At 36.6% G+C, this 22,285-nt stretch carries 23 protein-coding genes; 13 read left to right on the forward strand and 10 right to left on the reverse strand.

Annotated elements, in window-relative coordinates; translation table 11 throughout:
• Positions 1-60: 60 nt before the first annotated feature.
• Positions 61-1,392, reverse strand: coding sequence for a glucose-6-phosphate isomerase (locus tag MUA40_RS08995; RefSeq protein WP_016424626.1), 1,332 nt, complete (start codon positions 1,390-1,392; stop codon positions 61-63).
• Between the two features lie 193 nt (positions 1,393-1,585).
• Here MUA40_RS08995 and MUA40_RS09000 point away from each other — a divergent pair, with 193 nt between their 5' ends.
• From MUA40_RS09000 to MUA40_RS09010, 3 genes are all read left to right on the forward strand, one after another.
• The gene (locus tag MUA40_RS09000) at positions 1,586-2,788 is read left to right on the forward strand and encodes an argininosuccinate synthase (protein WP_126496205.1); all 1,203 of its coding nucleotides are present in this window, start codon (positions 1,586-1,588) and stop codon (positions 2,786-2,788) included.
• A complete protein-coding gene (argH, locus tag MUA40_RS09005; RefSeq protein ID WP_016424624.1) occupies positions 2,781-4,166 on the forward strand; it encodes an argininosuccinate lyase in 1,386 nt (461 codons plus the stop codon). The genes MUA40_RS09000 and argH overlap by 8 nt, the downstream gene beginning before the upstream one ends.
• A 301-nt stretch (positions 4,167-4,467) precedes the next feature.
• Entirely contained in the window at positions 4,468-5,436 is a 969-nt protein-coding gene (locus tag MUA40_RS09010; RefSeq protein WP_167732575.1) for a glycerophosphodiester phosphodiesterase, read from the forward strand.
• Positions 5,437-5,717: 281 nt separating this feature from the next.
• On the opposite strand, the gene MUA40_RS09015 is transcribed toward MUA40_RS09010, so the two are convergent.
• The 3 genes from MUA40_RS09015 to pruA form a co-directional block, all read right to left on the reverse strand.
• Entirely contained in the window at positions 5,718-6,962 is a 1,245-nt protein-coding gene (locus MUA40_RS09015; protein ID WP_262569436.1) for a Glu/Leu/Phe/Val family dehydrogenase, read from the reverse strand.
• A gap of 109 nt (positions 6,963-7,071) precedes the next feature.
• Positions 7,072-8,271 (reverse strand): ornithine--oxo-acid transaminase, encoded by a 1,200-nt coding sequence (locus tag MUA40_RS09020; RefSeq protein WP_167732574.1) that lies wholly within the window; start codon positions 8,269-8,271, stop codon positions 7,072-7,074.
• A gap of 174 nt (positions 8,272-8,445) precedes the next feature.
• On the reverse strand, positions 8,446-9,990 hold the full coding sequence (gene pruA / locus MUA40_RS09025; protein WP_016424620.1) for an L-glutamate gamma-semialdehyde dehydrogenase: 1,545 nt from the start codon (positions 9,988-9,990) through the stop codon (positions 8,446-8,448).
• A 428-nt stretch (positions 9,991-10,418) separates the two neighbouring features.
• Here pruA and ygs point away from each other — a divergent pair, with 428 nt between their 5' ends.
• On the forward strand, positions 10,419-10,808 hold the full coding sequence (ygs, locus tag MUA40_RS09030; protein ID WP_016424619.1) for a S1 domain-containing post-transcriptional regulator Ygs: 390 nt from the start codon (positions 10,419-10,421) through the stop codon (positions 10,806-10,808).
• 367 nt (positions 10,809-11,175) lie between these two features.
• The gene (locus tag MUA40_RS09035) at positions 11,176-11,376 is read left to right on the forward strand and encodes a cold-shock protein (protein WP_016424618.1); all 201 of its coding nucleotides are present in this window, start codon (positions 11,176-11,178) and stop codon (positions 11,374-11,376) included.
• 72 nt (positions 11,377-11,448) lie between these two features.
• Here the strand turns inward: MUA40_RS09035 and MUA40_RS09040 are convergent, their stop codons facing one another.
• From MUA40_RS09040 to MUA40_RS09055, 4 genes are all read right to left on the reverse strand, one after another.
• Positions 11,449-11,715 (reverse strand): FmdB family zinc ribbon protein, encoded by a 267-nt coding sequence (locus MUA40_RS09040; protein ID WP_016424617.1) that lies wholly within the window; start codon positions 11,713-11,715, stop codon positions 11,449-11,451.
• Positions 11,715-12,905: a formamidase gene (fmdA, locus tag MUA40_RS09045; protein ID WP_016424616.1), complete on the reverse strand. Its 1,191-nt coding sequence runs from the start codon at positions 12,903-12,905 to the stop codon at positions 11,715-11,717. Before fmdA ends, MUA40_RS09040 begins: the two co-directional genes overlap by 1 nt.
• A 224-nt stretch (positions 12,906-13,129) precedes the next feature.
• Positions 13,130-13,261, reverse strand: coding sequence for a hypothetical protein (locus tag MUA40_RS09050; RefSeq protein WP_016424615.1), 132 nt, complete (start codon positions 13,259-13,261; stop codon positions 13,130-13,132).
• 21 nt (positions 13,262-13,282) lie between these two features.
• Positions 13,283-13,876 (reverse strand): peptidylprolyl isomerase, encoded by a 594-nt coding sequence (locus MUA40_RS09055; RefSeq protein ID WP_016424614.1) that lies wholly within the window; start codon positions 13,874-13,876, stop codon positions 13,283-13,285.
• Between the two features lie 72 nt (positions 13,877-13,948).
• Here MUA40_RS09055 and kapB point away from each other — a divergent pair, with 72 nt between their 5' ends.
• From kapB to MUA40_RS09095, 8 genes are all read left to right on the forward strand, one after another.
• Positions 13,949-14,329 (forward strand): sporulation phosphorelay system protein KapB, encoded by a 381-nt coding sequence (gene kapB / locus MUA40_RS09060; RefSeq protein ID WP_262569437.1) that lies wholly within the window; start codon positions 13,949-13,951, stop codon positions 14,327-14,329.
• Between the two features lie 129 nt (positions 14,330-14,458).
• Positions 14,459-16,876: a Na+/H+ antiporter subunit A gene (locus MUA40_RS09065; protein WP_126496208.1), complete on the forward strand. Its 2,418-nt coding sequence runs from the start codon at positions 14,459-14,461 to the stop codon at positions 16,874-16,876.
• A complete protein-coding gene (locus tag MUA40_RS09070; RefSeq protein ID WP_262569438.1) occupies positions 16,857-17,285 on the forward strand; it encodes a Na(+)/H(+) antiporter subunit B in 429 nt (142 codons plus the stop codon). Before MUA40_RS09065 ends, MUA40_RS09070 begins: the two co-directional genes overlap by 20 nt.
• Positions 17,285-17,632, forward strand: coding sequence for a Na+/H+ antiporter Mnh1 subunit C (gene mnhC1, locus MUA40_RS09075; RefSeq protein WP_016424610.1), 348 nt, complete (start codon positions 17,285-17,287; stop codon positions 17,630-17,632). The genes MUA40_RS09070 and mnhC1 overlap by 1 nt, the downstream gene beginning before the upstream one ends.
• Positions 17,622-19,121, forward strand: a complete 1,500-nt coding sequence (locus tag MUA40_RS09080; protein WP_016424609.1) for a Na+/H+ antiporter subunit D — start codon at positions 17,622-17,624, stop codon at positions 19,119-19,121. The genes mnhC1 and MUA40_RS09080 overlap by 11 nt, the downstream gene beginning before the upstream one ends.
• 1 nt (position 19,122) lies before the next feature.
• Positions 19,123-19,602: a Na+/H+ antiporter subunit E gene (locus MUA40_RS09085; protein ID WP_016424608.1), complete on the forward strand. Its 480-nt coding sequence runs from the start codon at positions 19,123-19,125 to the stop codon at positions 19,600-19,602.
• Positions 19,602-19,895: a Na(+)/H(+) antiporter subunit F1 gene (locus tag MUA40_RS09090; protein ID WP_016424607.1), complete on the forward strand. Its 294-nt coding sequence runs from the start codon at positions 19,602-19,604 to the stop codon at positions 19,893-19,895. Before MUA40_RS09085 ends, MUA40_RS09090 begins: the two co-directional genes overlap by 1 nt.
• Entirely contained in the window at positions 19,873-20,229 is a 357-nt protein-coding gene (locus MUA40_RS09095) for a Na+/H+ antiporter subunit G1 (protein ID WP_016424606.1), read from the forward strand. Before MUA40_RS09090 ends, MUA40_RS09095 begins: the two co-directional genes overlap by 23 nt.
• A 196-nt stretch (positions 20,230-20,425) precedes the next feature.
• Here the strand turns inward: MUA40_RS09095 and MUA40_RS09100 are convergent, their stop codons facing one another.
• A complete protein-coding gene (locus MUA40_RS09100; protein ID WP_016424605.1) occupies positions 20,426-20,812 on the reverse strand; it encodes a PaaI family thioesterase in 387 nt (128 codons plus the stop codon).
• 24 nt (positions 20,813-20,836) lie between these two features.
• Positions 20,837-22,150 carry a Na+/H+ antiporter family protein gene (locus MUA40_RS09105; RefSeq protein WP_016424604.1) on the reverse strand — a complete coding sequence of 438 codons (1,314 nt, stop codon included), beginning with the start codon at positions 22,148-22,150 and terminating at the stop codon, positions 20,837-20,839.
• Positions 22,151-22,285: the final 135 nt, after the last annotated feature.

The raw sequence follows: 22,285 nt of genomic DNA on the forward strand, positions 1-22,285 counted from the left end.
AAGTCTATTTCTTCATATGCTTGATTTACCGACTTTACTTCGGCAACAGTGCATTTTTATTTATAAACGTGCTTCTAAATCTTTTTTCTTATCTTCGTAACCAGGTTTACCTAAAAGTGCAAACATATTTTGTTTGTATGCTTCCACACCTGGTTGATTAAATGGATTTACACCCAATTGATAGCCGCTCATCGCAACCGCTAATTCAAAGAAGTAAACCACATAACCATAAGTTTCTGCGTCTAATTTTGGTAATGTAACAACCAAGTTAGGAACGCCACCATCAGTATGTGCAAGAAGTGTACCTTCGAATGCTTTTGTATTAACTTCATCCACTGTTTTACCAGCAAGATAATTCAAGCCATCTAAGTCTTCTGCATCTTCTTCAATTGTAATATTGTGTTCTGGTGTTTGAACTTTTAATACCGTTTCAAATAAGAAACGACGTCCTTCTTGAACATATTGTCCTAAAGAATGTAAGTCTGTTGTAAAGTTTGCGCTTGAAGGATAAATACCTTTCAAGTCTTTACCTTCTGATTCACCAAATAATTGTTTCCACCATTCATTAAAGTATTGCAATGAAGGCTCATAGTTAATCAACATTTCAGTTGTATAACCTTTTGCATATAAAATATTTCGTATTGAAGCATATTGATATGCAATATTTGATGACAAGTCATCAGAAGATAACTCTTCACGTGCTTTCGCTGCGCCGCCCATCATTGCATCAATATCAATGCCTGCTACAGCAATTGGTAATAAACCTACTGCTGTTAAAACAGAGAAACGACCGCCAACATCATCAGGTACTACAAATGACTCGTAGCCTTCATTTGTAGCTAATTGTTTTAACGCACCTTTTGCTTTATCAGTTGTCGCAAAAATACGTTTAACTGCTTCTTCTTTTCCATATTTTTCTTCTAATAATTTTTTGAAGATACGGAAAGCAACAGCTGGTTCAGTTGTTGTACCTGATTTAGAAATGACATTCACTGAGAAATCTTTATCTGCTAAATAATCGATTAACGATTGAATATATGATGAAGAAAGATGGTTACCTGCAAAGATAATTTCTGGGTATGATGTGTCTTTTCTAAATGCTGGTGTCAACATTTCGATGGCTGAACGTGCACCTAAATAAGAACCCCCGATACCAATTACTACAAGGACATCAGAATGTGATTGTACTTGTTTAGCTGCTTCTTTAATACGTGAAAATTCTTCTTTATCGTAATTAACAGGTAAGTCAACCCAACCTAAAAAATCACTTCCCGCACCCGTACCTTCATGAATTGTACGGTGAATTAACTTAACAGCATCTTGTTGTTGCTCTAATTCATGTTGATCAAAAAACTTTAAAGCTTTTTGATAATCTAATTGGATATGTGTCATGCATTTTACCTCCTATATTTACTAAACTCGGTTTTATTTTACTAAGTTATGTGAACAAATTCAATTGAGTTACAACTGGGGCGACAAAAGTCACAAAACGCTAAATGTATATTTATTTAGATATTTGCATATTAAATCATTTGTGTTATAGTGGTTCTAACAAATATTAAATTCAACACAGAGGTGAACGTTTATGAAGAAGAAAGTTGTTTTAGCATATTCAGGGGGATTAGATACGAGTGTCGCGGTTCAGTGGCTTATTGAACAGAGCTATGAAGTCGTCGCATGCTGTTTAGATGTCGGTGAAGGCAAAGACTTAGACCTTGTATATCAAAAAGCTTTAGACATGGGCGCTACTGAATCACATATCATCGATGCAACAAAAGAATTTGCAGAAGAATATGTGAGTTATGCGATTAAAGGAAACTTAATGTATGAACAAACGTACCCACTTGTATCTGCATTGTCTCGTCCTCTTATTTCAAAGAAATTAGTTGAAATCGCTCACGCAACTGATGCAAGTGCAATCGCACATGGTTGTACAGGTAAAGGAAACGATCAAGTTCGTTTTGAAGTTGCTATTAAAGCTTTAGACCCTACTTTAAAAGTGATTGCACCTGTCCGTGAGTGGGGATGGAGTCGTGAAGAAGAAATTGATTATGCTAAAAAACATCAAATTCCAGTACCAATTGGAAAAGAATCACCTTACTCTATTGATCAAAACTTATGGGGACGTAGTAATGAATGTGGTGTTTTAGAGGACCCTTACGTTGCACCTCCTAAAGATGCATATGATTTAACAAAAGAGCTCGAAGATACACCGGACACACCTGAAGAAATATTGATTACTTTCAAAGAAGGGCTTCCAACTCATGTTAATGGCAAAAGTTATGTTCTTGATGATTTAATCTTGTACTTAAATGATTTAGCTGGAAAACACGGTATTGGAAGAATTGACCATATTGAAAACCGTCTTGTAGGGATTAAATCTCGTGAAGTCTATGAAACACCTGGTGCGACAGTTATTCTTAATGCACATAAAAGTTTAGAAACCATTACTTTAACTAAAGATGTTGCACACTTTAAGCCTATTATTGAAAAGCAACTTGCTGAACAAGTGTATAATGGGCTGTGGTTCTCACCTTTAACAGACGCACTTAAATCATTTGTCGACCATACGCAAAAATATGTTACTGGTGAGGTACGTGTGAAATTATACAAAGGTCATGCGATTGTGAATGGTAGAAAATCTGAATACACATTATATAATGAAAAACTTGCAACTTATACAAAAGAAGATGCATTCAACCAAGCTTCAGCTGAAGGGTTTATTGAACTTTACGGATTACCTACTCAAGTTAACGCAATGCTTCACGGGGGGTATGCGCATGAGTGAAAAAGCCTGGGGCGGTAGATTTGAAGAAAAACCAGAAGCGTGGGTCGATGCGTTTAATGCATCCATTCACTTCGATCAAACGTTAATTGATGAAGACATCCAAGGAAGTATTGCACATGCGACAATGCTTGCTCATCAAAAAATTATTACAACCGAAGAAAGCCAGGAAATTGTGCGTGCATTAAAATCGATTCAGCAAGACTTTCATAATGGAAAGATAGAATTTCAAGAGTCATTAGAAGATATTCACTTAAATATCGAACATGAATTAATTCAACGTATCGGTTCTACGGGCGGAAAATTACATACAGGTCGTAGTAGAAATGATCAAGTCGCAACGGATATGCACTTATATACTAAAAAAGAAGTACAAATCATCATCGACATGATCCACTCATTTCAACAGACGATTTTGGATCTCGCTGAAAAGCATGTTGATACCATTATGCCTGGTTATACACACTTACAGCGTGCGCAACCTATTTCTTTTGCACATCATATCATGACCTATTTTTGGATGCTTGAAAGAGACCAATCACGCTTTCAAGATGCGCTTAAACGCATTGACATTTCACCTTTAGGGGCTGCTGCTTTAAGCGGTACTACTTATCCGATTGATCGTCATGAAACACAAGAACTGCTGAACTTTAAATCTCTGTATGAAAATAGCATCGATGCGGTGAGTGACCGAGACTATATTGTCGAGACTTTGCATCACATCAACTTAACTATGGTCCATTTATCACGTTTAGCTGAAGAAATCATTTTCTGGTCTTCTGAAGAAGCTCAATTTATTACTTTATCTGATGCTTTTTCTACTGGGTCATCCATTATGCCACAAAAGAAAAATCCAGATATGGCTGAATTGATTCGCGGTAAAGTTGGACGTACAACGGGTCACCTTGTAAGTATGTTGGTAACATTAAAAGGCTTGCCTCTTGCTTATAATAAAGACATGCAAGAAGATAAAGAAGGTTTATTTGATGCAATTCTTACCTTAAAAGGGTCGTTACGTATTTTTGAAGGTATGCTATCGACAATGACAGTGAATGAGGAGCGCTTAAACACCACTGTAAAACAAGACTTCTCCAATGCCACTGAATTAGCTGACTATCTTGTTGTCAAAGGTGTCCCTTTTAGAGATGCACATGCGATTGTTGGAAAAATTGTATTGTGGTGTATTCAAAATAAGATGTATTTATTAGATGTACCGCTCGACATTTATCAATCGCACCACGAAAGCATTGAATCTGATATTTATCAATACTTACAGCCAGATGAAGCGGTAAAAAGAAGAACAAGCTATGGCTCTACAGGCCAAGAAGCTGTTAAGCATCAACTCAAAGTTGCTCATCAGTGTTTAACTCAAAAGCAATAAAAATATGCCAATGAGGTCTCATCTATTGTGATCTCATTGGTTTTTTATGTAACAAACGAAACGTCAACATTTCAGGTTTCTAAAAAAGCTATGTAACCTATTCTAAATTTATATACTTTCTTACAATTTTTGTTTGATACGGTACGAGATTGTCTGGGGCAAAGCATAAAAAGATGAATTTTACACTTTCCCATTTTATAATGATGATATTAATTATTTTTAAATTTTCAATTAAAAGTATTGTTTTTTCTTCCCTACTCCTTTAACTTGGAATTATACACATAGCGTAAGGAGGGTATTTATGAAAAAAATAACGACGTATATCGCCACTACCACTTTAATGTCAGCAATGCTTTTAGGATCAGCTTCCTATACTGCTGAAGCAAGCACATCACCACAAGAGACGCCTCATCAAGCGAAAGCAACCCCATTGTCTCCATCATTACATAATGTTTTAAACAAACCTCATGTCAATATCGGCCATCGTGGTGCGAGTGGCTATGCACCTGAACATACCTTTGCGTCTTATGATAAAAGCATCAAAGAAATGGGCGCTGATTACCTTGAGATTGACCTACAAATGACAAAAGACGGTCATCTTGTTGCGATGCATGATGAAACGGTCAATAGAACTACCAATGGTAAAGGACGCGTTAATCAGTATACACTTAAAGCGCTAAAAAAATTAGATGCAGGCAGTTGGTTTAATAAAGCACATCCTAAATTACAAAACCCGCAATATGTCGGCCAAAAGGTCCCTACTTTAGATGAAATATTTAAACGTTATGGCCACCATGCCAATTATTATATCGAAACAAAATCACCTAACGTTTATCCTGGTATGGAAGAAAAACTTCTAAAAAAATTGCATGAATATGGTTTAGACCATCAATGCCAATTGCGAAATGGAAAAGTTGTTATACAGTCTTTTTCATCAGACAGCTTGAAAAAAATACATCACCTCAATCCAAATGTCCCGCTGATTCAATTGTTAAATAGAGGACAACTAAAACATCATTATCAGCAGCAAGTAAACAACTGGCAAAGTTATGCAGTAGGTCTTGGTCCTGATTATAGAGATTTAAATGCTCAAAATACGAAAGCTTTACGACAAAAAGGTTTGTACATTCACCCATACACTGTTAATAATCGTCAAACGATGCAACGCTTAAATCATTATGGTGTGACAGGACTCTTTACGAACTACCCAGATGTCTATCGCGATGTAAATCAATCGACTACTACAAAACAGGTCAAACCTTCGTCATAAGTTAGGTCTCTCATCACTCCAAAAATAGCTAAGTCAGATTCGCTAACAAAAGATAATGTCATCGTTATAGACTTTATACTTATTTTTTTAAATATGTAAAACCGAAAAGCACCCCTGAACATTTAGAGATTGGTGGCTCTATGTTCAGGGGTGTTTTTTCGAACTTTATTGACGTCAAATACAACACAATGCTGTATGTTTATTTACTTTTTGCAATTGAAAATATCATGCTTAATACGGTTTTCAATCCAGTATTAAATCGTGAATTGATGCAGCTAATATTATGCCCAACCGCGGTAACGTGCAGCTTCAGCGGTACGTTTAATTCCTACAATATAGGCTGCCAAACGCATATCGATTTTACGATTTTGAGATAAGTTATAAATCGTATCGAATGCATTCACTAATTTTTCACGTAATTTTTCGTTTACTTCTTCTTCAGTCCAGTAGTAACCTGTATTGTTTTGTACCCATTCAAAGTAAGAAACCGTTACGCCACCTGCACTTGCTAATACGTCAGGCACAAGTAATACACCACGATCTGTCAATATTTTAGTTGCAGATGGTGTTGTTGGACCATTTGCCGCTTCTACAACGATTTCAGCTTTAATATCAGCCGCGTTATCAGATGTGATTTGATTTGCAATTGCTGCAGGCACTAAAATATCACAATCTAATTCAAATAACTCTTTATTAGAAATTGTATCTTCAAATAAGTTTGTTACCGTACCAAAACTATCACGACGGTCTAATAAATAATCAATGTCTAAACCTTCTGGATCGTGTAATGCACCATATGCATCAGAGATACCTACGATTTTAGCACCTTGATCATACAAGAATTTCGCTAAGAAGCTACCTGCATTACCAAAACCTTGAATGACAATACGTGAATCTTTGATTGTTTTACCACGACGTTTTGCAGCCTCTTCAATCGCGATAACAACACCTAATGCTGTTGAACGATCTCGACCTTGAGATCCCCCTAAAACAATCGGTTTCCCAGTGATAAATCCTGGAGAGTTAAAGGCATCCATTTGACTGTATTCGTCCATCATCCACGCCATGATTTGTGAATTTGTAAATACATCTGGCGCTGGAATATCTTTTGTTGGTCCAACAATTTGTGAAATCGCACGAACATAGCCACGTGACAAGCGTTCTACCTCATGAATACTCATTTGACGTGGGTCGCAGACAATACCACCTTTACCCCCACCATATGGTAAATCTACAATGCCACATTTCAATGTCATCCACATTGATAATGCCTTTACTTCTTCTTCATCTACATCAGGATGAAAGCGTACGCCCCCTTTAGTAGGTCCTACAGCATCGTTATGTTGTGCGCGATAACCCGTAAAAGTTTTTACTGTACCGTTATCCATTTTGACTGGAATACGGACAGTTAAAAAACGTAAAGGTTCTTTAATTAATTCGTACATACCATCATCAAAACCCAGTTTATGCATTGCTTCTTTTATGATACCTTGCGTTGACGTCACTAAATTATTTTTTTCAGCCATGATCCATTTCGCCTCTTTTTCCTACTATAATGTTTTCGTTTACATGAGTATTGTAACACAAGCAATTTTATTTTAAAGTTCTTTTCACTCTGCATGTTTAGGAGTCATTTTATCCCTCAGAAAACACTTTTTTCACTTTTTCAATGGCATAGTCCAATTCTTCCTTTGTAATTACTAATGGCGGTGCAAATCGAATCACTGTATCATGTGTTTCTTTACATAACAGTCCCTCTTCTTTAAGTCTTTCACAATACGGACGTGCATTTTCATGCAGTTCTATACCTATAAACAAGCCACGTCCTCGCACCTCTTTAATCGCTGGATGATTGATTTCAAGTAATGCCTTTTTAAAGTATTCTCCCAACTCTAATGAACGACCTGGTAAGTCTTCATCAATAATCACATCAAGCGCAGCAATTGAAGCCGCACAAGCTAAAGGATTGCCTCCAAAAGTAGAACCATGTGAGCCTGGTGTAAAGACATCCAGTACTTCGCTATCAGCCAATACAACCGAAATCGGTAAAACACCGCCCCCTAATGCTTTACCTAAAATATAAATATCTGGTTTAACATTATCCCAGTCTGTCGCAAACAATTTACCAGTTCGCCCTAAACCTGCTTGAATTTCATCAGCAATAAAAAGAACGTTATACTCATCACACAAGTCTCTCACTTCTTTTAAATAGCCTTCAGGCGGAATATTAATACCCGCTTCCCCTTGAATCGGTTCAATTAATACAGCTGCCGTGTTTTCATTGATTGCTGCTTTTAATTGCGCAATATTTCCAAATTCAACATTTTGAAAACCTTCTAAAAGTGGGCCATACCCGCGCTGATATTCTTTTTCTGATGATAAAGAAACTGGCGCCATTGTTCTACCATGGAAATTCCCTTCCATCGCAATAATCTCCGCTTCATTTGGCTTAATCCCTTTGACTTCATAAGCCCAACGTCGTGCAGCTTTCAATGCGGTTTCAACCGCTTCTGCACCGGTATTCATAGGTAATGCTTTTTCTTTACCTGATAATTGGCATATTTTTTCATACCATTCTCCTAAATTATCACTGTGAAATGCACGTGACACAAGTGTAACTTTATCGGCTTGTTCTTTTACTGCTTGAATAATTTTAGGATGTCTATGTCCTTGATTTACTGCTGAATATGCGGCTAGCATGTCCATATAGCGATGACCTTCAGGATCTTTAACCCAAACCCCTTCAGCTTCTGAGATCACGATAGGTAAAGGAAGATAGTTGTGTGCACCATAATGGTTTGTTTTTTCGATAATTTTTTCAGATTTTGTATTCATGCCGTCTACCCCTTTTCTGCAATTCTGAAATTTTTTATATGAAAGTATAGGGTAAATCGATAAATATCATTCATGGCCTTTTCATATCTAAGGTTTGAACGTCTTTCTTAATGATTTACCCTACAGTTGATATGAACCTCTTTAGATTTCATACCATTGTTATTTAATTAAATATTAGAGATGCTCTGAAACTGAACGACCTTGCATGTGTAAGACTAAATAATCTGGTCCGCCTGCTTTAGAATCTGTACCTGACATTTTAAAGCCACCAAATGGTTGATAGCCAACAACCGCACCTGTACAACCACGGTTAAAGTACAAGTTACCGACCATGAAGTCACGTCGTGCTTGCTCTAGTTTCATACGGTTATTTGAGATGACACCACCTGTTAAGCCGTATTCTGTATCATTGGCAACTTGAATCGCCTCATCAAAATCTTTTACTTTTGTAAAACCGACGACAGGTCCAAAAATTTCTTCTTGCATGATACGTGAATTAGGATCTAAATCAGCAATAATCGTTGGATAGACAAAGTTACCTTTTTCTTCATCTGTGTTACCACCTGTCACGATACGTCCTTCTTCTTTACCAATTTCGATATATTTTTTAATTTTATCTAATGATTTTTGATCGATAACCGGTCCTACATAAGTGTCTGGTTCTGCAGCGTTACCTACTTTAATCTTTTCTGCTGCTTCTTTAACACGTTCTAACAGCTCATCGTAAATATCTTGATGGGCAATGACACGAGAACATGCTGAACATTTTTGACCAGAGAATCCAAACGCGGAATAAACAATAGCATCTGTCGCAATTTGTAAGTCGGCTTCGTTATCAACTACAATGGCATCTTTACCACCCATTTCAGCAATAACACGTTTAATATGATTTTGTCCTTCTTGTATCACAGCTGCTTTTTGAATAATTTCTTTACCTACATTTTTAGAACCTGTGAATGAAATCAAGCCTACATCTTTATTTTCAATCAAGAAATCTCCAATCTCACTTGATGAACCAGGAATCCAGTTAACTACCCCTTTTGGTAAACCTGCTTCTTCAAGAACTTCCATAAATTTATAGGAGATAATAGGTGTATTGGATGAAGGCTTCAGCAATACGGTATTTCCAGTTACAATTGGCGCTGAAGTTGTCCCGGCCATAATAGCATATGCAAAATTCCATGGCGAAATCACGACACTGACACCCACTGGTAAATAGTCAAATTGATTGTATTCGCCTGGACGACTATGAACATGCTTACCATCTTTTAATTCAAGCATTTGTCGACCATAATATTCCATGAAGTCAATCGCTTCTGCTGTATCTGCATCTGCTTCTTTCCAAGGTTTACCGCCCTCTTTAGAGAGTAATGCAGAAAATTCGTGTTTACGTTTACGTGTAATCTCTGCAGCTCGGAATAAAATATTTGCACGTACTTTAGGATCTACAGTTCTCCACGTTTTGAACGCTTCTTTCGCTGCTTCTAACGCTTTCTCTGCATGCGCTTGTGACGCTTTAGACACGTAACCGATTGTTTCTTCACGATTAGAAGGGTTGTAAACTCGTGTTTTTTCTTCTGTAAAAACACGTTCTCCTCCAATGATTAATGGATACTCTTTTCCAAGTTCACTTTCCACCTTTTCTAATGCTCGAAAATATGCCTCACGATTTTCCTCTTTAGTAAAATCTGTAAATGGTTCATGTTGATATGGAATCATTCAAAAATCCTCCTTTGTTTATTTTAGAAAGCCCTTACATATATCATGACATATGAAGTATCTGTTTGTAAAAGAAAATCTTTAACCAAACCATTCATAAAAAAAACGATCACTTAATATCACTTTAAAAACACATCATCCAATGAACAGAGGCATGTTTTTAAGTAAATGTTAAGCGCTTTCATTTACTTGCATTATAGCGTGGATGAATCGTCATTTGCAACTATCCGACATACAGTTCCAGTACCCTTACAAAGCTTCACGAATATGGCTTAACACATATCAAACATCGTTCAATATTTTATTATTGAAGAGAGTGATGCGTATGAAATGACTAGAAAAAGTCAGTCTTGCACCGAATAGTTAGGATATTAGAAAAATGTATGCTATGATTAAAGTGTTAATATCAATTCAATAAGGGGTTATGAATGTTGAAAAGACAGTATCGTGTTGGACAACATGTCAAAGTGCGTGTGACTGGTATACAACCCTACGGCGCTTTCGTTGAGACCCCTGACAGTACTGAAGGACTTATTCATATATCCGAAATTATGGATGATTATGTGCATAATTTAAAAAAGCTTTTATCACCTGGTCAAATTGTGAAAGCAAAAATCATTTCCATTGATAGTAATGGAAAGCTAAATTTATCACTTAAAGATAATGATTACTTTAAAAATTATGAGCGTAGAAAAGGAAAATATTCAGTATTGGATGAAATTCAGGAAACTGAGAAATATGGGTTTCAGACTTTAGAAGAACGCTTGCCTTATTGGGTGAAACAGTCAAAAAAAAGAATGCAATATGAATCAAAATAATCAAAAACCGATGTATAAGCGAGACTTGTATATCGGTTTTCTATTGTTTTACCGCTTTGATTTATAAAAACCATTCGCCTGCACATGTCACACTATTAGCTTTACGTATACGCTTATCTTTTAAATGCATGTTGGTGGATTTATGTTCAATTTTAAGGCCATTTTCCATAGATATACTTAATTTCTTAACCTCTATTTTCAAACTCAAAAAAATAAAAGCTTTACTTTATTGATAACTACGTGTATAGTTAATCTCACGTAATAAAAGATCTTGAATTTAATTGTAGTGTATTTTTTAGAATATCCTCTTTTTTAATCAATCAATTTATTGCAAATATTTGTGCAAAAGCACTTGGAGGTATTCTTTATGAATAACGGTACAGTAAAATGGTTTAACTCAGAAAAAGGTTTCGGCTTCATTGAAAGAGAAAATGGAGACGACGTATTTGTACATTTCTCAGCAATCGTTGGAGATGGTTACAAAAGTTTAGAAGAAGGTCAAAGTGTTGACTTTGATATCGTTGAAGGCGAACGTGGCGCTCAAGCGGCGAACGTTGTTAAAATGTAATTTAAACCTTTATATATAGAAGAGACGAGGCGTGACTTCCCCGTCTCTTTTTTGTGTTATTTCATATTATTTTTAATGTCCTGCCATCCACGGTCGTGTAACTTGTGGTGATTGAGTGATTTTTTTAGGCAAATCTTCTTTTTTGACAAGACGCGGTTGTTGACCTTTTTCAATACGTTGTTTAACATTCGCATCCATCTTATACGTTTGAAAGGCGAGAAATTCTCGTTTGGCGATTTGCTGACACGACGGACATGACGCAGTTTCATGCTGCTCAGAAATGTGTTGCCGAATCGTAAAAGTACCACAGTTCGTACATGTATAAGAATAATTTGGCATTAGAATTCATCCTTCTCTGGCAGGACGCCTGGTTTAAAAATTTCACGTGGTATGGCTATCGTACAGCATGCGTTCGGAACGTCAACAATGCCTGCAACAGTTCCTTGCACGGGTGCTGATCCGAGTAACATGTATGCTTGTTCACCTGTAAAACCACGTGTTTTTAAAAATTCGATCGCATTCAGGCAAGCATTGCGATAAGCTGTATTTGCATCTAAATATGTTTGTTTTCCTGAAAATTCATTGACCGAAATGCCTTCAAACACTATATAGTCCGAGTAGTTCGGCAGCACAGGGCTTGGGTTAAACGCTGGATTCTTCTTAATTTGATACTTTTCCATGCCCCCTTTAATCACATTCACTCTTAAATCAATCCACCCAGGCATCTCGATACCGCCACAAAATGTAATTTCACCGTCACCTTGTGAAAAATGCAAGTCACCTACTGATAATTTTGCACCTTTAACGTATACTGGAAAATATATTCTCGAACCTTTCGATAAGTTTTTAATATCACAATTCCCGCCGTTTTCACGTGGTGGTACTGTACGCGCCCCTTCTTTAGCAACGCGATCAAAGTCTTTTCCTTTTAAAGTGCCAAGTACGACCGCATCTTCAGTAGGTAAATTCGCAAGCGGAGGCTCTCGATTCGGGTCAGTGTCCACAAGTGCTCGTTCTCTTTTATTCCACTCTGCTAGCATGTCGTGAGAGGGTGCAACATCAATTAAACCAGGATGAATGACACCTGCAAATTCAACACCAGGTACGTGTCTGCTGGATGCAAAAATACCTTGAAAGTCCCAAATCGATTTCTGTGCATTCGGATAATGGTCGACTAAAAAACTCCCCCCATTTGTCTTGTCAAAAATACCGTTAAATCCCCATTCATGTTCTGGAAAGGCACCAACATCCAAAATATCAACGACTAACAAATCACCTGGCTCGACATTGTTCACATAAACGGGACCACTTAAAACATGAACACGGTTGAGATTCACATATTTAATATCACTAGGATCATCATTATTTGAAATTTGCCCATCTGTCCAGTCTAAACATTCCATACGAAACGCTTCACCTGGCTCAACTGAAAACGCTGCTGGAATATCTGGGTGCCAACGATTGTGTCCAGGTTGTGCTTGTTGATCCATTTTCTTACTCAAATCAATACTAAATAGCTTTTTCGGCATGACAAATCCCTCCATTGATTAGATATGACAGAATCTTCCGTCATTTAAAATTATTTTACCTTAAAAATTAAAAAGTACACTATTTTAGCCATTAAATTAAATCACTTTCTATACACACTATTTGCTCTACAAAGAAAAAGTCGATAAAAACCACTCGCGATTTTTACCGACTTTACTATTCCTTATGAAATACTACATTCTATTTGCATGTTGACCGCTTCTGTCTAGCCTATTTGATGTACTACAACCATCTTTTCGTTAACATCTGCGTATGCCATTGTTGGGTCATTCAATTGTGTAGGATTTAAATCCGCTAAATAATGATAAAATCGAATATTCCAACCATTATTTGACAAATGATGACCTCCATTCATTGATTATTCTTCAACATCGATAGATTCAATCACAACGTCATAAACAGGTTTGTCTTGTGCACCCACTTTTACATTTGCGATATCTTCTAAAGTCGCTTCACCTTCAACAAGTTGTCCAAAAACAGTATGCTTTTGATCCAACCAAGGTGTCCCACCTTTTTCTTTATAGGCTTCAGCAATTTCTTTTGGCCAACCGCCATCTTCAAGTTGACTCGCCATTTGAGCTGGAAGTTCTTTCATTTGTACAATGAAAAATTGAGAGCCGTTTGTACCTGGTCCTGCATTCGCCATTGATAATGCACCATAAAGGTTAAATGCATTCATAGAGAACTCGTCTTCAAATGGTCCACCATAAATACTTTCGCCACCCATACCTGTTCCAGTAGGGTCTCCACCTTGAATCATAAAGTCATTAATGACACGGTGGAAAGTGATGCCATCGTAATAGCCTTTTTGTGCTAATTCAATGAAGTTTTTCACTGTTTTAGGTGCAATGTCTGGAAATAGTTTTAATGTCATATCTCCTTTGTTTGTATGCATTACAACTTTAATTTCATTTTCTTGTATTTCTTTTGTCAATTGTGGATAGTTAGTCATTTTCATACTCCATTCGTGATAAACTGATATATACGTATCATTTTAACATATTTGAGAGAGGATGGAATTATCATGCTTTACCGATTTGCTCACAAAACGGGGGTTTATGTTGTAAAAATTGTTGAAGAAGGCTCAGACCAATGTTTAGTTCAAGTATTACAAGTTATTAAACATCCTAAACAAGGTGACCTTCATCATCCGAATGAAGTGGAAGGTGTATTTTTCCACGAGCGTAAAGCTTTGAGTTTGTACGAAAAAAGATACACACCACAAAGTCGATTGAAACCTTTTGACGGAGAAGTTGAATACTACACCGTAACATTACAACGTGCAATCACTAACTTGGAAACACAACTCAATGAATTGGATACCGCTTATGCGCATGCATCTTTAGATTGTTTAACACGTTTAAAGACCGATTATTCACGTCAGTATAAAATAAATTTTGTTTAATATAGACGAGTTTCTTCTTATTTAAAAGGATATGAAAATCGAGCCAACCATTGGTCTGCCATGTTTTTCACAAGTTTCATAATCATGTATAATATTCTTATCGTAGTTTTTTTAAAAGGAGGTCAATCTATGAGTTGGTTACATATTGCGGTCCTTTTACCGTTAATATTCGCAATACTCATTCCAATCTTATATCGTTTCTATAAACGGGTTCATCTGGGTTGGTTTGTATTACCTATACCGGTAGTATTGTTTGTTTACTTTTTTTCATATATTAAACCAACAATGTCCGGGCAATTTACTGAACGATCAGTTGCTTGGATGCCACAAATCGGAATGAACTTTGATGTTTATGTCGATGGCCTTGGCTTATTATTCAGTTTGCTCATTACTGGCATAGGGAGTCTTGTTGTACTATATTCAATTAGTTATTTAAGCCAGTCTGAACAACTGGGTAACTTCTATTGCTATTTATTAATGTTTATGAGTGCGATGTTAGGCGTCGTCCTTTCTGACAATTTACTCATACTTTATTTCTTTTGGGAATTAACATCATTTTCAAGTTTCCTATTAATTTCATTCTGGAGACATAAAGAAAGATCATTATATGGTGCAATGAAGTCTATGATGATTACCGTTTTTGGTGGTCTTTCATTATTGGGTGGTTTTATTTTACTTTACCTCGCTTCAGGCACATGGCGTATTCGTGAAATCATCGAGCATGTCGATCAAGTTCAGTCATCTCCTATTTTTATATTAGCAATGATTTTTGTCATTATAGGTGCAATGACTAAATCTGCACAATTTCCATTTTATATTTGGTTACCGGATGCGATGGAAGCACCGACACCAGTCAGCGCTTACCTTCACTCGGCAACAATGGTAAAAGCAGGAATTTATCTTGTAGCTCGCTTAACACCGATTTTTGCTGTGTCACAAGGTTGGATATGGACTGTGACGCTATTCGGTTTAGTGACCTTATTTTGGGCATCACTGAACGCGACTAAGCAACAAGATCTTAAAGGGATTTTGGCATTTTCAACTGTTTCCCAATTAGGTATGATTATGGCGATGCTCGGGGTAGGTGCCGTGAGCTATCACTTTGAAGGTGCCGACAGTAAGTTGTACATTGTCGCTTACAGTGCGGCGATTTTTCATTTAATCAACCATGCGACTTTTAAAGGTGCTTTATTTATGATTACAGGTGCCGTCGATCATGCGACTGGTACGAGAGATACGCGTAAATTGGGCGGTTTAATGACGATTATGCCTATTTCCTTTACGCTTTCCATCATTACTTCTTTAAGTATGGCTGGGGTGCCACCATTTAACGGTTTCTTATCTAAAGAGCAATTTTTAGAAGCGATGATTGGGGTCACACATGCTTCACTATTCAGTTTGAATACAATTGGTATTTTAATTCCAATTGTGGCAGTCGTCGGAAGTATTTTTACTTTTGTTTATTCATTTAAATTTATTTCGGAAATCTTTTTAGGACAACATCATCCTGATGCGTTGCCTAATAAAGCACATGAAGCACCTATTCTGATGAATATTCCACCAATTATTTTATCTACATTAGTGATATTGTTTGGTTTATTCCCAAGTATTGTGTCTTCTCCATTAGTTGAACCCGCTGTTCAATCTATTGCCAACGTTGATAAAGTTGAAGCCTCATTCCACTTATGGCATGGCTTCACACCAGCATTCCTATCAACATTAGTGATTTATATTGTCGGCGCAGGCTTATTACTCACATTCAACTCTTGGGCACCTGTGTTGAGACGTATACCTAAATGGTTTACATTAAACCACTGGTACGATCAAACGGGTCGTTATACACCATATTATGCGACTCAAATTACACGCACTTATATGACAGGATTCAACCGTAATAACCTAGTCATTATTTTTTCAACAATGATTCTCTTGACTTTCATCACACTCGTATCGTTACCATTTTCTTTTGATTTTGTGAAAGTCTCACCTATTAGACCTTACGAATTTATTTCAGTTGTGACGATTGTTATTGCTGCAGTTATGATCATTTTTGCTAGATCACGACTCTTTAGCATCATTATGTTAAGTGCTGTCGGCTATTCTATGGCGATATTCTTTATTTTCTTTAATGCGCCAGATTTAGCATTAACCCAATTTGTAGTTGAAACAATTTCAACAGCACTCTTCTTACTTTGTTTCTATCACTTACCAAATATGAGTCGCTACAATGAGTCAGTAAGATACAAAGTCGGTAATGCAATTATCTCTATTGGGGTTGGTGCTGTGGTCACTATCCTTGGCTTGATTGCATACGGTAATCGTCATTTCGAATCTATTAGTGCTTTTTATAAAGCACATGTGTATGACTTGGCACAAGGTAAAAACATGGTCAACGTTATACTTGTAGACTTCCGTGGTACTGATACATTATTTGAATCTTCTGTGCTCGGTATTGCTGGTATGGGGATTTACACATTAATTAAATTACGTGCGAAACACAAAAATGGATACGAAAGGGTTGAGAAGATTGAACAGACAGAAAAATGATCTCATTGCACAATATTCATCACTGATTATCTTTTTCTTGATTATGATGTTTGGCTTCTCACTTTTCTTAGCTGGACATTACACACCTGGAGGCGGCTTTATTGGTGGACTTCTCGTTTCAAGTGCGCTCGTTATTATTGCTGTAGCATTTGACGTTAAGACTTTACGTAAAGTGTTTCCTTGGGACTTTAAAAAGCTTATAGCACTAGGCTTAACATTTTGTGTCGGTGCACCAATGTTAAGTTGGACATATGGTAAAAACTTTTTTACACATCGTGCTTTCGATATTCCTTTACCATTGTTACAACCTATGCACGTTCATACAGCTGTTATTTTTGATACAGGTGTATTGTTTGTAGTAGTGGGCACTGTACTCACTATAATTTTAACGATTGGAGAGAATGAGTAATGGAAATTGTATTGATTATTGTTTGCGGCATACTGACTTCAATCAGTGTCTATCTCATTCTTTCTAAAAGTTTAATTAGAATTATCATTGGTACGACATTGCTCTCACATGCTGCAAACCTATTTATGTTAACAATGGGTGGGCTTAAAAACGGAAATGTACCGATTTATGAAAAAGGGGTCACAGATTATGTTGATCCTATTCCACAAGCCCTCATCTTAACTGCAATTGTTATTTCTTTTGCAGTCACAGCCTTTTTCTTAGTATTAGCTTTTAGAAGTTATAAAGAATTAGGTACAGATAACGTAGAAAGAATGAAAGGAGTGCCACAAGAAGATGATAACTGAGAATTTACTCGTAGCGGTTTTAGTGGTCCCTATTATTACCGCGATACTCTTAATTTTTAGTGGCCTCCGCCCTTTTATTAAACGCTATATTGCATTAATCGGGACATTAGTGACATTAGGCTTTTCAATCCTCAATTTAACTCATGTTTGGCAAGCCGGTCATCCGATTATTTTAGAATTAGGTTCTTGGAAAGCCCCATATAGTATTGTTTTTGTCTTAGACTTATATAGTGCTTTACTCGTTACAACGAGTACCATTATCACGATGATGATTATATTATTCTCATACCAATCGATTGGGTTACATCGTGAAACGTATTATTACTATTTCACTGTTATGATGATGCTCACTGGAATCAACGGGGCATTTATCACAGGCGATATTTTTAACTTGTTTGTATTTTTTGAAGTATTCTTAATGGCTTCTTACGGTTTAATGGTCATTGGTGGAACAAAAATCCAACTTCAAGAAAGTGTTAAGTATCTCCTTGTCAATGTGGTTTCATCTGCATTTTTCGTTATCGCTGTTGGTATCTTGTATTCAATTGTCGGAACGTTAAATTTAGCCGATATTAGTCAAAAGCTATCTGTTGTGGGTAAAGATCATCCCGGCTTACTCAGCATTGCATTCATTCTTTTTATATTTGTATTTGCTACTAAAGCGGGTGCTTTCCCTATGTATGTATGGTTACCTGGCGCGTATTATGCACCGCCATTTGCAATCATCGCATTTTTCGGTGCCCTATTAACAAAAGTCGGTGTTTACGCATTGACACGTGTAATGAGTTTATTTTTCCATGATACACTGACGTTTTCACATTACACAGTGTTAGCTTTAGCCCTATTAACCATTATTTTTGGTTGTGTGGGGGCTGTCGGTTTTAGAGATACCAAACGTATTATTTTATATAATATTATGATTGCTGTCGGTGTGATTCTCGTTGGTGTCGCTATGATGACCAAATCTGGCATTATCGGTGCCATTTACTACACACTGCACGATATGCTTATCAAAGCAGCATTATTCTTTTTAATTGGTATTATGTATAAAATTACGAAGACTACTGATTTAAGAAACTTTGGCGGATTAATCCATCATTATCCAGTTTTAGGATGGACTTTCTTTATTGCTGCGCTGAGCTTAGCTGGGATTCCACCATTTAGTGGTTTCTACGGTAAGCTTTATATCGTTCGTGCTGCTTTTGAAGAAGGCTTTTATGCCTCAGGTATCATTGTCTTACTTTCAAGTCTAGTCGTGCTCTATTCTGTGATGAATATCTTCTTAAAAGGATTCTTCGGAAAGAGTTATGGCTATGTCTATAATCCAAGACTGCATCACCGTGGATTACTCGCTGTCGGTATCCTATCCGTTGTCATCGCTGTTGCTTTCGGTTTAAGTGCTGGACAATTATACCCTATTGTCGCAGAAGCAGCTAAGTCGTTCTATCAACCTGACACTTACATTCATAGCGTATTGGGGGTGAAGTAATATGGCAGTACAAATAGTGATTAATTTGATTTTAGCAATATTTTGGTTGTTTTTATCAGATAGTTATACGATGAATTCTTTCGTCCTAGGCTACCTTTTCGCGTTACTATTAGTTTATTTGATGCGCAAAATCTTGCCCGGCCGATTTTATATCATTACGCTATACAAAATCATTAAACTTATCTTTGTTTTCTTAATCGAATTAATTAAAGCAAATATCGATGTATTGCGTATTATTCTTCAACCGCGAATTAAAAATGAATCTGCTTTCTTTGTTTATGAAACAGATTTACAACATAAATGGCAAGTCGCGTTACTTTCCAATCTCATCACATTAACTCCAGGTACGGTTGTTATCGGTGTGAATGATGATATGAAACGCTTATATATTCACTGTTTAAACTTTTCAACAAAAGAAGAAGAAGTGGCGAGTATTAAAGGTTCTCTTGAAAAAGCAGTGAGAGAGGTGGGTGAATCGTAATGAACTTTGATGTTTTTATTATTATCGCTTTAGTTATTGTCGTCCTCTCGATTTTAGCCATCCTTGTCCGTGTGATTTTAGGGCCAACTTTACCTGATCGCGTTGTAGCGTTAGATGCAATCGGTATACAGTTAATGGCTATCGTCGGCCTGTTTTCAATCATACTCGATACACATTATATGATTGTTGCGATTTTATTAATTGGTATTCTCGCCTTTCTAGGCACTGCTGTTTTCGCGAAATTTATGGACAAAGGTCAGGTGATTGAACATGACAGAGACAATCGTGATTAGTATAGGATTGATACTTGTTATCATTGGTGCATTATTTAGTGCATTGGCTGCGATTGGGATGTTAAGACTTGACGATGTTTATTCACGTGCACATGCAGCGGGTAAAGCAGCAACTTTAGGTACAATGCTTTTACTAACAGGAACTTTTATTTACTTTATTGGTAAAGAAGGTTACGTCAATTTTCAACTCTTAATCGGTATCGCATTTGTATTTTTGACTGGTCCGCTCTCAAGTCATTTAGTCTTGAAATCAGCTTATAATCTCAAGACACCCGCTTCAAAGCGTTTAAAGCTAGATGAAGTTAAAGATGACATGAAAGGTACGAAGTTATAGTTTTTCATTGATTTAATTTGATTATCTACTGAGGCTATATGAACAACATTAATAAGCCCGAGATTTTTCGTGAAAATCACGAAATCATCTCGGGTTTTTATTCGTATTAAGTAAGGCGTGCATACACACATCTTTATTACTACAAGAATGTGATTGAATGCTTTCACACATATGATTCGTATTTGTATAATCGTAGCTAAACTGACTCACGTTTAATCTGTTTAATTGCGAGTGTGCCGCGCATTACTGATATCAATTCGTCATCTTCATTCGTCATACGAATATCCCAAACATGCGTGGATCGCCCTTCATGTAAAATACGCGCTTCAGCATAAATCATACCTTCTCGTGCAGATTTAATATGATTTGTATTCATTTCTAAGCCTACAGGGATACCTTGACTCGGTTCTAATAAATTGAATGATCCTATTGAGCATGCCGTTTCACCTAACGCCATTGTCGCGCCACCATGTAAATAACCGAAAGGCTGCTTAACCTTATCGGATACAGGCATAGACAATTTAACATAGCCTGGTGATTCACTCACTTTTTTAATCTCTAATAGTTCCATAAGATGTGTCATCTTATTGTCCCCCTTTCTCGTTTATTATAATATAAGTGCTGCAATTGTTCCCATAATAATCAACGGCACATTATAAAAAACAAAGTTAGGAATACATGTATCTCGGATATGATCGTGTTGACCATCTATATTTAATCCTGCTGTCGGTCCTAATGTTGAATCACTTGCTGGTGAACCTGAATCCCCTAATGCACCTGCTGTACCAATTAAAGCAATCAATGCCATCGTACTCATTCCTAAAGATTCTCCAAAAGGAATAAATAATGCTGCAAGAATCGGTATCGTCGCAAAAGATGAACCGATACCTAACGTCACAACAAGTCCAATAATATACATTAAAATAATACTTAAAAATTTATTGTCTCCTGCGATAAGCGTCAGACTATTGACCAACTTCTGAATATCCCCTGTTTCATTCATCACGCCAGCAAAACCATTAGCAGTTAATATGACCACACCAATATAGGCCATAATTTTAATACCATCGACAAACTGGTCATCTAAATTCTTCCAAGAGTATAGTCCTGAAACAAAGAAAACAAGGACACCAGCTAATGCGCCAAATATCATTGAATCCGTCAAAGTTTGAACGGTAAACGTTGCAAGTATCGCGACAATGGTTACAACAAGCACATATGGCTTAAGTTCTACAGTTGCTTCTGCTTGATCAGTTTTAATTTCTTTATAAATTCTAGGTTTACGATAATAAATCATTGCAGCAATTAAGCCAATGATATAACCAGACGCTGGAATAAGCATCGCTTTCCAAATCGAGTTAAAAGCAATTGGATGATGCGCTTTTTCAAAACCTTTTTGAATGATTTCATGAAAGATGTGACCAAAACCAAATGGCAGCAACACGTATGGGAAACAGAGACCAAAACCAATAATCATTGCAATTAAACGTCGATCCATTTTCAACTCATTAAATAAGCTGAGTAAAGGCGGAATAACAATAGGAATAAACGCAATATGTACTGGAATGACATTCTGACTCATAATACTGAGCATCAGTAAACTCACAATAATTAAGACTTTTATCTTAATTCGGGATACTTTCGTTTCTTCTGCACGAATCGATTGAATAATCTTTTTTACAAGATAGTCAGTAATACCACTATATGAAATTAAGGCAGCAAAACCACCAAGTAATGCATAACTTAACGCCACTTCTGCGCCATCTACAATATTATCAGTGAACGTAGAAATCGTATGATGCAAAGGTAAGCCTGCAAGTAAACCACCTATAAGCGCACTGATAAACAAACTGATGACAACATTTAGTCTGCATAAGCAAAGTATAATCATAATGACAACTGCAATTAAAACAGAATTCATTCCAAAATCACCTTTAGTTCATTATCGAGTTAAAGTGTATGTTTAATATACTAACATTTATCATACATTTCGTCAATCGACTGTAAAATCTAGGACTTGTTGAAGCACTAAAAAGTTATTGCGTTATTAAAAAGC

The organism is Staphylococcus schleiferi (assembly GCF_025558325.1).
GTDB classification, from domain to species: domain Bacteria; phylum Bacillota; class Bacilli; order Staphylococcales; family Staphylococcaceae; genus Staphylococcus; species Staphylococcus schleiferi.